Annotated in this window: 14 protein-coding genes; all 14 read right to left on the reverse strand. The window is 58.9% G+C overall.

Annotated features, from left to right (window positions below; translation table 11 throughout):
* Nucleotides 1–20: 20 nt before the first annotated feature.
* On the reverse strand, nt 21–344 hold the full coding sequence (locus AAFN83_RS21030) for an FtsB family cell division protein (RefSeq protein WP_347773051.1): 324 nt from the start codon (nt 342–344) through the stop codon (nt 21–23).
* Nucleotides 345–466: 122 nt separating this feature from the next.
* Nucleotides 467–1,078: a spore cortex biosynthesis protein YabQ gene (gene yabQ / locus AAFN83_RS21035; protein ID WP_347773052.1), complete on the reverse strand. Its 612-nt coding sequence runs from the start codon at nt 1,076–1,078 to the stop codon at nt 467–469.
* Nucleotides 1,075–1,359 carry a sporulation protein YabP gene (yabP, locus tag AAFN83_RS21040; protein WP_347773054.1) on the reverse strand — a complete coding sequence of 95 codons (285 nt, stop codon included), beginning with the start codon at nt 1,357–1,359 and terminating at the stop codon, nt 1,075–1,077. The genes yabQ and yabP overlap by 4 nt, the downstream gene beginning before the upstream one ends.
* Before the next feature lie 124 nt (nt 1,360–1,483).
* On the reverse strand, nt 1,484–1,750 hold the full coding sequence (locus AAFN83_RS21045) for an RNA-binding S4 domain-containing protein (RefSeq protein WP_347773056.1): 267 nt from the start codon (nt 1,748–1,750) through the stop codon (nt 1,484–1,486).
* The gene (locus AAFN83_RS21050; protein ID WP_347773058.1) at nt 1,750–2,022 is read right to left on the reverse strand and encodes an HU family DNA-binding protein; all 273 of its coding nucleotides are present in this window, start codon (nt 2,020–2,022) and stop codon (nt 1,750–1,752) included. Before AAFN83_RS21050 ends, AAFN83_RS21045 begins: the two co-directional genes overlap by 1 nt.
* An 85-nt stretch (nt 2,023–2,107) precedes the next feature.
* Nucleotides 2,108–3,586 carry a bifunctional methyltransferase/pyrophosphohydrolase YabN gene (gene yabN, locus AAFN83_RS21055; RefSeq protein WP_347773060.1) on the reverse strand — a complete coding sequence of 493 codons (1,479 nt, stop codon included), beginning with the start codon at nt 3,584–3,586 and terminating at the stop codon, nt 2,108–2,110.
* 109 nt (nt 3,587–3,695) lie between these two features.
* Complete coding sequence (locus AAFN83_RS21060; protein ID WP_347773062.1) at nt 3,696–5,273, reverse strand: putative polysaccharide biosynthesis protein; 1,578 nt, start codon at nt 5,271–5,273, stop codon at nt 3,696–3,698.
* Nucleotides 5,274–5,477: 204 nt separating this feature from the next.
* Nucleotides 5,478–6,020, reverse strand: coding sequence for a stage V sporulation protein T (gene spoVT, locus AAFN83_RS21065; protein ID WP_347773065.1), 543 nt, complete (start codon nt 6,018–6,020; stop codon nt 5,478–5,480).
* Nucleotides 6,021–6,236: 216 nt separating this feature from the next.
* Nucleotides 6,237–7,331, reverse strand: coding sequence for a peptidylprolyl isomerase (locus AAFN83_RS21070; RefSeq protein ID WP_347773067.1), 1,095 nt, complete (start codon nt 7,329–7,331; stop codon nt 6,237–6,239).
* Nucleotides 7,318–10,836: a transcription-repair coupling factor gene (gene mfd / locus AAFN83_RS21075; RefSeq protein ID WP_347773069.1), complete on the reverse strand. Its 3,519-nt coding sequence runs from the start codon at nt 10,834–10,836 to the stop codon at nt 7,318–7,320. The genes AAFN83_RS21070 and mfd overlap by 14 nt, the downstream gene beginning before the upstream one ends.
* 151 nt (nt 10,837–10,987) lie before the next feature.
* Nucleotides 10,988–11,218 (reverse strand): anti-sigma-F factor Fin, encoded by a 231-nt coding sequence (locus AAFN83_RS21080; protein ID WP_347773071.1) that lies wholly within the window; start codon nt 11,216–11,218, stop codon nt 10,988–10,990.
* Between the two features lie 93 nt (nt 11,219–11,311).
* On the reverse strand, nt 11,312–11,875 hold the full coding sequence (gene pth, locus AAFN83_RS21085) for an aminoacyl-tRNA hydrolase (protein WP_347773073.1): 564 nt from the start codon (nt 11,873–11,875) through the stop codon (nt 11,312–11,314).
* 171 nt (nt 11,876–12,046) lie between these two features.
* A complete protein-coding gene (locus AAFN83_RS21090; RefSeq protein ID WP_347773075.1) occupies nt 12,047–12,673 on the reverse strand; it encodes a 50S ribosomal protein L25 in 627 nt (208 codons plus the stop codon).
* A gap of 118 nt (nt 12,674–12,791) precedes the next feature.
* Nucleotides 12,792–14,168, reverse strand: a complete 1,377-nt coding sequence (gene glmU / locus AAFN83_RS21095; RefSeq protein ID WP_347773077.1) for a bifunctional UDP-N-acetylglucosamine diphosphorylase/glucosamine-1-phosphate N-acetyltransferase GlmU — start codon at nt 14,166–14,168, stop codon at nt 12,792–12,794.
* Nucleotides 14,169–14,352: the final 184 nt, after the last annotated feature.

The following is a 14,352-nucleotide window of genomic DNA, read 5'->3' on the forward strand; positions in this document are numbered from 1 at the left end:
CCATCCTCTGCGCTCCCGGTTTATTTGGGCGGTTTCACGGAATCAAACACCGTTTCCCCTTCTTTGGCCTGGTTCAGCTCGCTGCGGATGATTTCCTCCCGATATTCGGGGTCGTTCATCCGTTTCAGTTCCAGCTCCATGGCATCATTGGTCTTCGTCTTCGCGTCCAACTGACCGCGGTAATCATTCAATTGAGCGTTCTTCTCGTTCAGCTTGGCAATTTGTCCCCACGCCGTGTAAGCGAAGGGAATCCCGATCGCCAAGACAACCAGCAGGGCAAGCCTCATCCGACGAACGGACGCTTTTCTCCCACGCTTGGGCTCCCGATTGGGGGATGGCGGCATACGACGGACCTCCTGCCTGTCGATGGTAGTCTATGCAATGGACGCAGAAATGGTGCCTGTCCTGGGTAAAACCAGGGCTAGCGCCTGCAATCCGATGGATCTCGAATCCTTACCCATTCCTTCTACCGGCGAAACAAGGAACGGCACCAGCTCACAAACAACCGGGTCCGGCGAATCAGCTTGTCCAGCCTCGATACCCGGAGAAGCTTGCTCCCCAGAACTTTCCAGTTCACCCTGCCTCCAGTCAGCTTCCACAACCAAAGGAGGAGAATTTGCAACGGGTAGGTCAATTTTAGCACACCTTTTCCTAGGAAAATAGAGACGGAAGCCGCAATTCCTAGGATAACAAGCACCAAACGGAGCAACAGAATGAGAGGCTTTACGACGAACCATTCAATCAACCGACGGATTGCGCGGATGAGCCAGCGAACGATGGCGATCCCCTTGTGGACGAGCCAAACGGTAAAGCGGCTGAACAGCAGGTAATACAAAAGCACGCCAAGCGCGAGACCCAAAAAGACGAACGAGCGAAGCTGGCCCTCGTTGCTTCGATTCAGCGCCAGAAAGACAAATACAGTGGAGGCCCCCCAATACAGGAGGTCAAAGAGCGGCAGGAGCTTGCGGAGGACGGTCACCTGCCCGCTCATGACCCGATACGCGTCGAAGACGACGCCCATGCCGAGCCCGCAGCCCAGCATGACCGCCAAGGTGAGCGCTTGCGTCTCGAGCGTCATTTAAACAGCTTGCCGAGCAAGCCCTTGGATTTGCCCGGACCTCCCGTTTCTCGATAGGCAAGCTCCTGGACGAGACCTTCGAGGGCCACGAGGCCTTGCTCCAGGTTGAGGTTCTTGATATGCAGGTTGCTCCCCTTGATGGTAAGATAACCGCATTCCGTCTCCAGCTCGAACTCCTCGCTGTCGAAGCTGTCGACGTTCAGCACTCCCGTCACTTCCAACACCTTGCGGTTCAGCATGCGGATCTCTTGCCGCTTCATCTTGTTCTGCGGTTCGGCCATCATCCGTCCCTCCTTCTATCCTTACCCTATGGGGGGATGTCCGGTTTTAGAACAAGCTGCGGGGATTCCCGGGAAGAGACAAAAGCAGGCGCCCCGCTGGAGCGGAGTGCCTGCCTGTGGATGCTTATTCTTGTGATGATCTTGGCTCTTCCCTCAAGAGGGTGTACATCTCGCCGGCTTCGTCCTTGCGGACGGTTTCGGCAATGCGTTCAACCCGAACGGTGACGTTCTTCTGCCCGAAGCCGATGGTCAGTTCGTCACCCGGCTTTACCGTGCTCGATGGCTTCGCTTCGCGTCCGTTGATCCAGACGCGTCCTTGATCGGAGACATCCTTCGCCACGGTGCGCCGCTTGATCAGACGGGAGACCTTGAGGAACTTGTCGATCCGCATTATTTTACGGCTTCTTTAAGCTTGTTGCCGGCTTTGAAAGCAGGGATGACGGATTCCGGGATGGTGATGGCTTCGCCGGTTTGCGGGTTGCGGCCCGTGCGGCCGTTGCGCTTGCGGGTTTCGAAGGTGCCGAAGCCAACCAGTTGAACCTTGTCTCCGGAAGACAGGGCGCTCGTTACTTCACCGAAGAATCCGTTCAGTACGGCTTCTACGTCCTTTTTGGCCATGCCGCTTTTTTGCGCGATATTGTTAACCAAGTCTGTCTTATTCATGTGAAAATCCTCCTCTAAATTGTGAGCTAACCCTCACTATATTCTTTATTACCGCCGTAATTCCTGCTTATTCGCGTGATTTTTCTTAGCGCTCGGATTTGGCTTCCTGCCAATACCGTTCCATTTCATCGAGAGAGGTGTCTTCCAGCCGACCGCCCTTTGCCCGAATCTGCTCCTCGATATAGTGGAAGCGCCGGATGAACTTGCGGTTGGTTGTCGAGAGCGCCTCTTCCGGATCGGCCTTGAGGAAGCGCGACAGATTCACAACGGAGAACAAAAGGTCCCCCAGCTCGCCTGCCGTTTCCTCGGCATTATTCCCCGCCATGGCCTCTTTTACCTCGGCCAGCTCCTCCTCGACCTTCGCGAGCACATCATGGACATCGCTCCAGTCGAAGCCGACGGAAGCGGCCTTCTTTTGCAGCTTCCAGGCTTTGAGAAGCGCCGGAAGCTCGCGAGGAATACCATCGAGCTGAGAAGCCGGAGCCTTCTCTTGGCCTTCCCTCTCCTGCCGCTTGATCTCCTGCCAGTTGGCAAGCGCCTCGTCGGCGTTCTCTGCTGCCACGCCCCCGAATACATGCGGGTGGCGGCGAATGAGCTTCTCGTTCAACGTGCGCACGACATCGTACACCGAGAATGCGCCGGTCTCTTCTTCGATCTGGGCATGAAGCATCACCTGAAGCAAGAGATCGCCGAGCTCTTCCTGCATGTGGTCGGGGTCATCCTCGTCAATGGTCTCCAGAACCTCATACGCTTCCTCGATGAGGTTCTTCCGCAAGCTCTCATGCGTCTGCTCCCGATCCCACGGGCAGCCGCCCGGGCTGCGAAGGATGTGGACGATCTCATGCAGGCGGCCAAATCGGCGATTCAAGAGCTGCTCGTCCGTCGAGCGCGGCACGTAGAGAAGCGAGAGGTTGCCGTAGCCCTCCTCGCGATCCAGCTCATAGAGCGGAACCGTGAGAATGCGTTCTTCTCCCGCGACGCCGAGCGCGTGGCCGATGGTCACCGGATAATCGTCCGGATACAGCTCCATCAAGGCGAGCTTGGCATCGGACGCCGTGAAGGCGTCGTAGACCTGGCCGATGAGAAGATGCTGGCGCGGATCGAGGCGATCGGCAGCCAGCTCCGTCGCATCGAGCAGCTGAAATCCTTCGACCGGATCGAAGCCAAAGCGCAGGAACGCCTGGTCGAGGAAGCTCTCCCCGCCGAGCGCCTGGAAGGCGATGCCCTGCTCGGCTGCACGGTCTCGCAGCAGCACCGTGGTCTTCTCGGCCACCCAGGGATGGCCTGGAACGGCATAGACGAGTTCTCCTTCGTCCAGAGCCTGCACCTCGTCAAGAAGGCGCTGGACGATCTCCTCGTACACGGCGAGGAAGTCGGCGTGCCGCTCATACACCTCGTCGAACGTGTCGAAGGCAATGCCGCTCGTACGGAGAAAATCGACAACCGGGTGGTCCGCCGTTCGGAGAAACAGGCGGCGGGTCTCCTGAAGCTTTCTCCAGATGCCGAGGGTAAGTTGGGATTCGTCGCCGGATCCGAGTCCGATGACGGTGAGCGTAGCAGCCATGGGCAACTCCTTTTGGGCCTGCCGCGTGGAACGCAGGCGTCGTAGTGATCGAGCTAAAGCGGAAGCGAAAGCAGCGGAAGCGCCGAAGAGCGGCGCTCGATTCCCTATTCTAGCGCAGAAGGCGCAGCCGCTCAAGCCAAGGGACAAGCCGCGAGGAGCCGCCGGGCAGCGCCGAAGCATCCGCGCGCGTCACCGCCCCCGTGCGGAAGAGCGCGGCGACATAGACAACGGCGCCGGTGACGACCGCGGCGAGCGCGGTGAGGGAAGCCGCGCTGCGACCTCCGCCCAGGCCGAGCAGGCCGATGCGGATGGCCAGCACGGCGGCGACCATCGCCAGCACGGCCACGAACGGCCGCGCCAGGTATGTCGCCGTGCCGAAGCGCACGCCGGTGAGCCGCGTAAGCGCGGCAAGGTTGGCGCCAGCGGCGAGCGCATAGGCGACGACGGCGGCGATGGCGGCGCCTTCGATGCCCGCGCGCGGCACGAGGAGCGCGTTCAGCGCGAGCTTGACGAGTGCCGCCGCGAACAGGTGCAGCGCCGGCCGCTTGGCCGCGCCCAGGCCGATGAGCACGCTGCCGCTCACGATCTGGAGCGTGCTGAACGCCGCCGTGAAGGCGAGGATGGCCATCGTTCGCGTGCCCTCGGGCGACGTGAACATCATGATGTTGATCGGCTTCGCCGACGCGGCCAGGCCGAAGGAGGCGGCGAGGCCGATCAGCCAGGCGAAGCGCACGGACAGCTCCGTGCGCCGCGCCACCTGATCGGCGCGCCCCGCGGCCCGCGCTTCGGCGATGGCCGGCACGAGCGCCGCCGTCATCGAGGTGGCGATGAGCGCCACCAGCTGCACGAGCGGCTGCGCGTGGTTGTAGAGGCCGACCGCGTGCAGCCGCGCCTGCTCGGCGAACCCTTCGCCGCCGAGCAGGCGGGGCAGCGTCGCCGAGTCGACGAGCGTGAGCAGCGGCAGCGCCATCGAGCCGAGGCACACGGGCACGGCGGCGGCGAGAAATCGCCGCACGAAGGCGCCCGTTGGCTCGGCGGGAAGCGAGGCTGCCCGCTGCCGGCTTGTCCCCTCCGGCGGGAGGTCCGGCCGACGTCGGCGCCAGTAACCGAGCATGACGAGGAGGCCCGCTGCCGCGCCCGCCGTCGAACCGAAGGTGGCGCCGGCGGCGATGCGCTCCGGCCCGTAGCCGAGGTGCAGGAAGGCGAGCAGGAGGCCGAGCATCGCGGCCACCCGCACCAGCTGCTCGGCTACCTGCGAGATGGCGGTGGGCGTCATGTCGCCGAAGCCTTGGAAGTAGCCGCGCAGCGCCGCCATCACCGGTGCGAGGAGCAGCGCCCACGAGACACTGCGAATCGCAGCCGCCGTCTTGGGGACCCCGAGCCAGGAGGCCAGCCCGTCGGCACCGAAATAGAGAAGCAGGAAGCACAGGAGCCCGGTTACTCCGAGAACGATAGCAGCGGTCCGCAGGACGCGCCGGGGTTCTCCCGGACGGCCGAGCGCTCTCGCCTCGGAGACGAAGGCGGAGACGGTGAGGGGCAGTCCGGCAATCGCCAGGGTGAGGATGAACGTGTACAGCGGATAGACGACGTTATAAATGCCAAAGGCTTCTTCGCCTGCAAGGTTCTGCAGGGGAATCTTTTGCAGCGTTCCGAGCAGCTTGGACACGATCGCCGCGATGCCAAGCACCGCTGCGCCGCCCAAGTACCCGGTTGGTGAGCTTTTCTTCACACATGTCCCGTCCCTTACGCAAGCTGCCCTTATTATAGCGCATTTAACCGGACGCAACCAATCAGACCGGGACTGGGGCTGGGGCTGGGGTTGCCAATCAACCCCCACATAACAAAACTCCTCCGCTGCCCAAAGGCACGGAAGAGTTTCATGTCCAACCCTTTATTGCTCCATCTGCTTGCCGAGGAATCCGGCTGCGATCTCCACCATCTTCAGCTCCATCTCCCCCATCTTAACGCCCTCTTCCCGGCTCAGCATGATGACCGACCCGATCGGATCGCCGCCGGCCACAATCGGAGCAACGACGTAGGAGGTATAAGCTTCCTTGCTGTCCTTCACGATCTCATAAGCCCCGCCGCCACTCTCCACTGCTGATTTGCGGTTCTCCATCGAGGTCTCGACAAGGCCGCCCACCTGCTTGTCCATGTAGTCCTTCTTGGAGCCGCCGGATACGGCAATGATGTTATCGCGGTCCGTGACAAGGACGATGTGGTTGGTGCTCTCGAAGAGTGAATCGGCATACTCCTTGGCGAAGTCACCCAATTCACCGATCGGGGAGTATTTCTTCAGAATGACCTCTCCATCCCGATCCACAAAGATTTCGAGAGGATCACCTTCCCGAATGCGCAGGGTACGGCGAATTTCCTTTGGAATAACGACACGGCCCAAATCGTCAATACGGCGAACAATTCCAGTTGCTTTCATGCTCGTGTTGCCCCTCTTTCCTCAGATGATAAAAACACTGGATATAAGTGTAAGCTTTAGTCTTCTCCCGGAACGGCTGGCTATGCATCCGGCCTGCTCGTGTTTCGCGGCTTTCCGGCGACCGGTTTTTTTGTCCCCTTCATTATGCCCGGATGCTGGAAAAAGAAACGGGACCTCCGGTTGGAGGTCCCTGGTAGATGTTGGTGTCAATCGATCTTACTTAGCCGGGGACGGGCTGACGGCCGCGCTGGCAGCCGGGCTCGTTTCCGTCGTAGCAGCCGGACTTGCAGCCGGTGCTGCCGAAGGCTGAGGCAGGAGCGACTTGAAGTCGTACGACTTGAAGTCATTTTGAACGAAGTCAGACAGCTTTTCTTGCGCCTTGTTGGAGCGAATGCCTTCCTTCTCATCGTCAAGCGTCAGCGTCTTGCGGGAATCCACCTTGATGATGTGGTACCCGAAGTCCGTTTCGATTGGAGCGCTTACTTTGCCCACTTCCTGTTCGGTCATGGCCTTCAGGAACGGAGCGACAAAGGTCGAGGTCCCGATTTGTTGGTTTTCATAGAGACCGCCGGTTTCCTTGGAGCCCGGATCTTCCGTGAATTCTTTGGCCAGCGCAGCAAAGTCGCCGCCAGCATCGAGTTTGGCCTTCACTTCGTTGGCCAGCTTGAGGGCTTCTTCTTTGGTGCGCTTCTCCTTTGATTCGCCGGAGGAATCGGTTTCCTTGGTGGCGATCAGGATGTGGCGAACGTTCACGACATCGTAGTAGTTCTTATTGGTCTTCACGTTGTCGTCATAAACCTTCTGAACGTCTGCGTCCGTAACGGATTGCTCCATTTGATGTACGATTCCGTAGGTCATGCCCACGTATTTTTTCAGATCGTCCACCGTGATTTTGGCTTCCTTGATGGCGGACTCAAAGGCCGTCTTGCTGTCCTTGTCCATATCGTTAATCTGCTTTTGCAGCTCGTCTGCCTTCTTGTCGCCTTCCTTGCGATTCTCGTTGGTCGTCTTCGTGTCGAGAACCTTCCAGACGGCGAGCTGTTGAATGAACTGCTCCTGGATGTAGCTCTTCAGCTCTTCGCTTGCGAGCATTTGCGCTACTTGGCCGGTCGAGTCCATCACGGTATTGACCCCGAGGAATTTATCGAATTCACTTTGGGTAATTTCTCCGTCCTTGTATGTGGCGATCACCTTGCTATCGTCTTTCGTCTCGGCAGTCTTCTTGCCGCAGGCGGTAACCGAAACGGCGAGGACCAGAGCCAGGCCGAGAGCCGCGACTTTCGTCCAGGTCCGCTTTTTAGTTGGCTGCATTCTGTAATTCTCCTTTCAGGATGTGGGCTTCCGTCATCTTTTGAAGTAGTGTCTCTAGGAGGTGGAACGGGCCCGGTTTGCTGCCTTTCCCTTTGACTTCGATCTGAATCTGAGCACCCGGCAGGAGCCGGATTCTATTCTCGAATTGGGCGGATAGCACGAGCAGGCGCTTGCCGTCCAGCTTATCGTTCTGGCTGGCATGAAGCTTGAGGTGGAAATCCTCTCCTTTCTGGATGATCGATTCGATCTTGAATAAGGAACCGTATACTTTAACCCTTGCGACCGCGAGCAGATTGTCCACGGCCTCGGGCAGATCCCCGAACCGATCCACCAGTTCCTCCTGGAGGTCCCCTGCTTCATCAAGCGTCGTTATACCGGCAACTTTCTTATAGATCTCGATCTTCTGCATACTGTCGTAAATATAATCGGACGGCAAGTAGGCGTCAATCTGCAGATCCAGCTGGGTCGAGAATTCGGTAAGCGGCGCCTGAACGCCCCCGTCCATTTCGGCCTTCCGCTTGTTGATTTCATCGGCCAGCATTTGCGAGTACATGTCAAAACCAACGGAGGCGATAAAGCCGTGCTGCTCGGCTCCGAGCAGGTTGCCCGCTCCGCGGATGGACAGGTCTCTCATAGCAATTTTAAACCCTGACCCAAGTTCTGTAAACTCTTTTATCGACTGGAGCCGCTTCTCCGCGACCTCTGTCAGCACCTTATCGCGCTGGTAGGTGAAGTACGCATAGGCGATCCGATTCGACCGTCCCACCCGCCCGCGCAGCTGGTAAAGCTGGGACAAACCCATCTTGTCCGCGTCGTGAATGATGAGGGTGTTGACGTTCGGAATGTCCACGCCCGTCTCGATGATGCTCGTGCTGACCAGCACGTCATACTCGCCGTCGAGGAAGTCAAGAATCGTCCGCTCCAGCTCCTGCTCGGTCATCTGCCCGTGGGCGTATGCGACCCGGGCGTCCGGCACGAGCGCCGAGATCTGGTCGGCCATCTGCTGAATGCCCTGCACCCGGTTGTACAGGTAGTAGACCTGCCCTTCCCGGGCGAGCTCCCGCTCAATGGCCTCGCGCACGAGTCCCATGCTGTGCTCAAGCACGTACGTCTGTACCGGGAAGCGGTTCTCCGGCGGCGTCTCAATGACGGACAGATCGCGAACGCCGAGCATCGACATGTGCAGCGTCCGCGGGATCGGCGTCGCCGTCAGCGTCAGCACGTCGACATTCGTCTTCAGACGCTTGAGCTTCTCCTTGTGGGAGACGCCGAAGCGCTGCTCTTCGTCGACGATGAGAAGGCCGAGGTCCTTGAACTTGATGTCGGCGGACAGAATTCGGTGCGTCCCGATGACGATATCGACGCTGCCCGCCTTGAGGCCCTTCATCGTCTCGTTCTGTTCCTTCTTGGAGCGGAAGCGGCTCAAGACACCGATCTTGAACGGGTAATCGCTGAACCGCTCCCGGAAGGTTTCGTAATGCTGCTGAGCGAGAATCGTCGTCGGAACAAGGACCGCGACCTGTTTGCCATCAATCGCCGCCTTGAAGGCAGCGCGCACGGCAACCTCTGTCTTGCCGTAGCCCACGTCTCCGCAGAGGAGGCGGTCCATCGGGCGTGTTTTCTCCATGTCCTGCTTGATCTCGGAGATAGCCCGAAGCTGATCGCGCGTCTCGTCATAGGGGAACATGGACTCAAACTCGCTCTGATAGGCCGTATCCTTGCCGAAGGAATAGCCCGGCGCCTGCTGCCGCTCGGCATAGAGCTTGATCAGGTCGTCGGCAATGTCCTTCACGGAGGAGCGAACCTTCGTCTTGACCTTGTTCCACTCGGTGCCGCCCAGCTTGTAGACCTTCGGCTCCTTTTCCTCGGAGCCTACGTATTTCTGAATGAGGTCGATCTGGTCGATCGGCACCGACAGCTTATCGCCCCCGGCATACAAGATGTGCATGTAATCCTTGTGAATGCCGCCGACCTCGAGCGTGCCGATCCCCATATATTTCCCAATTCCGTGGTTGACATGCACCACGTAATCACCGACTCGTAGCTCCTGATAGCTCTTGATGCGCTCCGCATTCTCAATGCGCTTGTCAACGCGCCGAGCCTTGCGCTGCTTCTGCGAGAACATCTCGCCCTCGGTGATGACCACCAGTCGAATCGAGGGCAGCTCGAAGCCGCTCTGCAGGTTGCCATCGAGAATCTCGGGCTCCTCGATGCTGTAGTCCGCCAATACCCGGCGCACCCGGTCCTTGCGTTCGTTTCCTTCCGCCAGAAGGAGCACCCGGGAACCGGATTTCTTCCAACGCTCCATCTCCGCCTTCAGCAGATTCATCTGCCCGTGGAAGCTCTGCATCGTCCGGCACATGAAATTGACGATGTTCTGCGGCTGGGTTTGCGGGACCTGACGCAGGAAGAGCGACAAATACAGCGTTGGAAAAGGCTTTCGGTGCAAGAGGGAATCGTACGATTTGGAGAGGGCAAGCTGCGGCAAGGTCTTTCCATCCTGAAGAAGCCCTGTCACCCACTCCGCCTCATCCCGCTCCAGCTGCTTGGCCGTTTCCAGCAGACGAGCCGGCTCGTCGATCAGGAGCAGCGTGTCGGGAGACACATAGTCAAAGAGCGTCTGCCGTTCCGGATAGAGGAGTGCGATGTATTTCGAAACGCCGGCGAACGGGGTTCCCTGCTCCAGACGGCCGATCTCGTCCTGGATGGTGTCGCGCAGCTTGTGCTTGGCCTGACGGTCCGTCATCTTGCCGAGCTGAACCTCGAGCAGATCCGACGCATGATGAGCCGCCATCTGAAACCGCTTGCCCGACGCGATGATTTCCTTCGCCGGCGGAATGTCCAGAGAGGACAACCGGTCCAGAGACCGCTGGGACTCGGGATCAAAGGAACGAATGGAGTCTACTTCCACATCGAACAGCTCCACCCGGTACGGAGTGGCCGAGGTTAGGGGATAAAGATCGATGATACCGCCGCGAACGCTGAATTCTCCCTTTTTCTCTACCCGTTCCGCTCGTTCATAGCCAAGCTCGGTAATTCGCCGCAGCAACTCTTCCAGCTGCAGCTCTTCGCCTTCGCGAAGGCGAATGCGGGAATCGGCAAAGACGCTCCGCTCCGGAAGCAACCGCCGCAGCCCCGCATAAGGCGTAATGAGCACACCTCGGAAGCCCGCGGCTAGCTTGGACAGCGCGTCGATGCGCTGGGCTTCGGTCTCCGGGCTTGCTGCCGCCGCTTCCACCGCCAGCATTTCCTGCGCCGGATAGAGCAGAACTTGCTCGGGGGAGACGGACTCTACCAAATCCTCTGCTATCTTCTGTGCAGCGAACATATTATGGGTGACGATCATCACGGGGCGATCCGTCTCTTCCATGAGGGCAGCAATCATCACCTGGCGCGAGGAGCCGGCAAGGCCAGCCACCAGTTGCTCCCGCATACCGGAGCGCACACCGGCTGCTATCGCTGCAAAATCCTTGTCTTCTTTAAAGGCGGAGATCAACTCCCGCATGACGCACCTCCTGATCCATCCCGAACAAATGCCCATCAAAAGAACCCCCAAACACGAGCAGCCACCCGGGCTGCACTCGTCTTCTGGGGGAGGTCTTTCTTACCTTGCTTTCTTGCGGCAGGCTTCTATTGGAAAAAAGGCAAACCCGCGCTCATTGCAGCGGGCTGTTCACAAGAGAAAGTTCGGGGTTCGCTTCCAACGCTTCCCGGCAGAACTCGCAAACGACCTTCACGGTCATTCCTCCGTCGGGATTATATGCTATTATATCCCGGCGTTCTGCGAGGGTCAAGAATTGCAGACCCAAGCGCAGCTCGCTCACCGCACCGCTGTCGAGCTCGCCAATCGTAGAACCGCAGTGACGGCAAACATATCGAATCGCCATTCGGGCATACCTCCTGCTACCGTTAGGATATGCTCAGTATGCCCCGGGGAGAAGCCTTTTAGCCGCCACTTTCTCAAGTCATCGTTCTTCGATTCAACTATTAAACTTCGCCATCGTCTGGTCAAACGGGTTGTCCAGAGCAAACCGCATGGCTTCCCCGGTCTTGTCCAGCACTTCGGGAAGCAGCTTTCTTTCTTCCTTGTTGAATTCCCCGAGGACGTAATCCACGACGCTCCTGCCGGCAGGATGGGGCCGGGAAATCCCGATGCGAATGCGATTAAAGGTCTGCGTACCCGCATGTTGAATGATCGACTTGATGCCGTTATGTCCTCCGGCGCTTCCCTGGTAACGGAGGCGTAGACGCCCGATGTCGGTATCCAGGTCATCGTAGATCACGATCATATCGTCCAGACTGGCCTTGTAAAATTGCTGGAACGCACGCACCGCTTCCCCGGACAGGTTCATATAAGTAGCGGGCTTCAGCAGATACACCTTGTGCCCTGCGACGTTGCCCTCCGCGAGCCAGCCCTTGCATTTGCTCTCCTTGAAGGCCAGGCCATGCTCTTCCGCGAATCGGTCAAGCGCCATAAACCCCACATTGTGACGGGTATCCTTGTATTCCCGGCCGGGATTGCCCAGCCCGACAAACCACTTCATTCGACTCTTCCTTCCATGCTGCGGCAGCCCGCAGACTCGATTTCGCTTCCTCCACCGTATCACAATCCCGCCCCTCGGGGCAATCTGCGCAAAAAAAGGGCGGAACAAGCGAGGCCCGCCAAAGGCCTCTCCTCGTTCCGCCCGTTCCTATCGACACGCCCGGTTTGGGCGTTATTCCTTGCCTTCTTCTGCAGCAGAGGCTTCCTCCGAATCGGCCTTTTCCTCGCCAGCGTCGGATTCGTCCGCCTTTTGCGGAGCAACCACCAGCGCGATGACATCGGTCGGCTCGGTCATCAGCTCTACCCCCGGCGGCAGTTGGATCGCCGATGCGTGGATGCTGTCACCGATCCCGAGCTCGCTTACGTCGACCGTAAGCCCGGCAGGCAAGTCCCGCGGCAGACAGCGCACTTCCACCTGATAGTTCTCGACCGTCAGGATGCCGCCTTCCTTCACGCCCACCGCCGTGCCCGCTAATTCAACAGGCAGCGAGGAGGTAATGGGCTCATCCATGCTGATTTGGTGAAAATCCACGTGCAGCACCTTGCCGGACATTTTGTCCCGCTGCATTTCACTGATGATGACCGGCTGCGTTCCTTTGTCCCCAATAACCAGATCGATGACGGCATGAGGATTTTTGCGCAGAAGCGCACCCAGTTCCTTTTCCTCTACCGAAATGGACTCTCCGGACGAGATCTTCTTGCCGTATACCGAAGCCGGTACCCGTCCTCCATTCCGCAACCCTCGAATGGCCGATCGGGTTTTCCCCGAACGGAGTTCGGCTTTCAACTGAATGGACATCGCAATGAACCTCCTTGGACTTCCGTGCTATCAGCTGCCGGGAATACCCCCGACCGCCGCGCGGATGAGAAAATGGAATCTACCCATTTGTTTACCCGAATCCAGGAGGTCTTAAACCTTATTTTTTGAGACGTGCGCGAAGCTTCGAGGCATAGCCCGGCTTGGTGACCTGCCGCTCCCGTGCAATGGCAATCGCATCGTCCTCTACATCCTTGGTAATGGTCGATCCGGCCACGACAAAAGCACCCTTGCCGATCTTCACCGGTGCAATCAGGTTGACGTTACTGCCGACAAAGGCATCGTCGCCGATCTCGGTCAGATGCTTGTTGAAGCCGTCGTAGTTCACCGTAATCGAACCGCAGCCCATGTTCACGTTCTGGCCGACCACCGCATCCCCCACGTAGCTGAGGTGAGAAACCTTGCTGTTGTCGCCCAGGGTCGCGTTCTTGATCTCAACGAAATCGCCGACCTTCACCTTCTCCCCAAGCTTGGCACCCGGACGCAGGTAAGCGAATGGACCTACGGTAGCCAACCGGCCGACGATGGCTTCTGTCAGCACGGAATGCTTGATTTCGGCTCCATCCTGAACCGTGGAGTCCTGAATGTCGGCATTCGGTCCGATGAGGCAGTCCTCCCCGATCTCGGTCTTCCCTCGCAACACCGTTCCCGGTAAAATGCGGGTGTCTGCACCGATAACCACGTCCGCCTCGATATAGGTGGCAGCGGGGTCCTGGATGCTGACGCCGTTCAGCATGTGCTTGCGGTTGATCCGCGCCTTCATAATCGCTTCCGCCTCGGACAGGGCCGCGCGGTCATTGACACCGATGCCCTCCGTCCAATCGGGTGTGCGGTAGACGGCTACCTTTTCCCCGGATTCGCGAAGAATCGAGATGACGTCCGTCAAGTAGTACTCCCCTTGGGCGTTCTGATTGGTCACCTTGCCGAGAGCGGCAAACAGCTTGCGGTTCTCAAAGCAGTAGATGCCGGTGTTGATCTCGCGAATCTGTGCCTGCTCCGGGGTGCAGTCCTTCTCTTCGACGATGCCTATAAGGGCGCCGGCTTCATCCCGCAGAATGCGGCCCAGTCCGAACGGATTCTCCATCTCCGCCGTTAACACAACAGCAGCGGTCCCCTCCCGCTCCGCCATGCCAATCATTTCCCGAAGGCTCTCCTCGCGAATGAGGGGCGTATCTCCATAAAGCACGAAGGTCATGCCCTCGGCTTCTCCGAGAAGCTCCTTCGCCTGAAGCACGGCGTGGCCGGTTCCTAGCTGCTGCTCCTGCAAGGCGAATTCGGTCCGTCCGCTCAGGGCCTCCTGAACCTTCTCCGCCCCATGGCCCACTACGACAACCCGGCGCTCGCAATCGAGCCGATCCAGCACATCCACAACATGGCCGACCATCGGCTTGCCGCACACCGGATGAAGCACCTTATACAGCTTCGACTTCATGCGCTTTCCTTGCCCGGCGGCCAATACGATCCCGTTAATCCGCACGTCTATCCTCTCCATCCTTCGGTTTGTCGCTACACAAGGAAGAGACGCGGAGGATGTGGAACTGGTTTCACCGCGTCTGCTTCGTTACCCCCCACTATAGCGAAAATCGGCCGGAATGAAAACCCCTCCGGGTGTCCAGGCCCGATGTTCGGTGCGTGCAGGATAACACGCCTTTGGTAAAGAG

The organism is Gorillibacterium sp. CAU 1737, from assembly GCF_039888655.1.
In the GTDB taxonomy this organism is placed as follows: domain Bacteria; phylum Bacillota; class Bacilli; order Paenibacillales; family NBRC-103111; genus Gorillibacterium.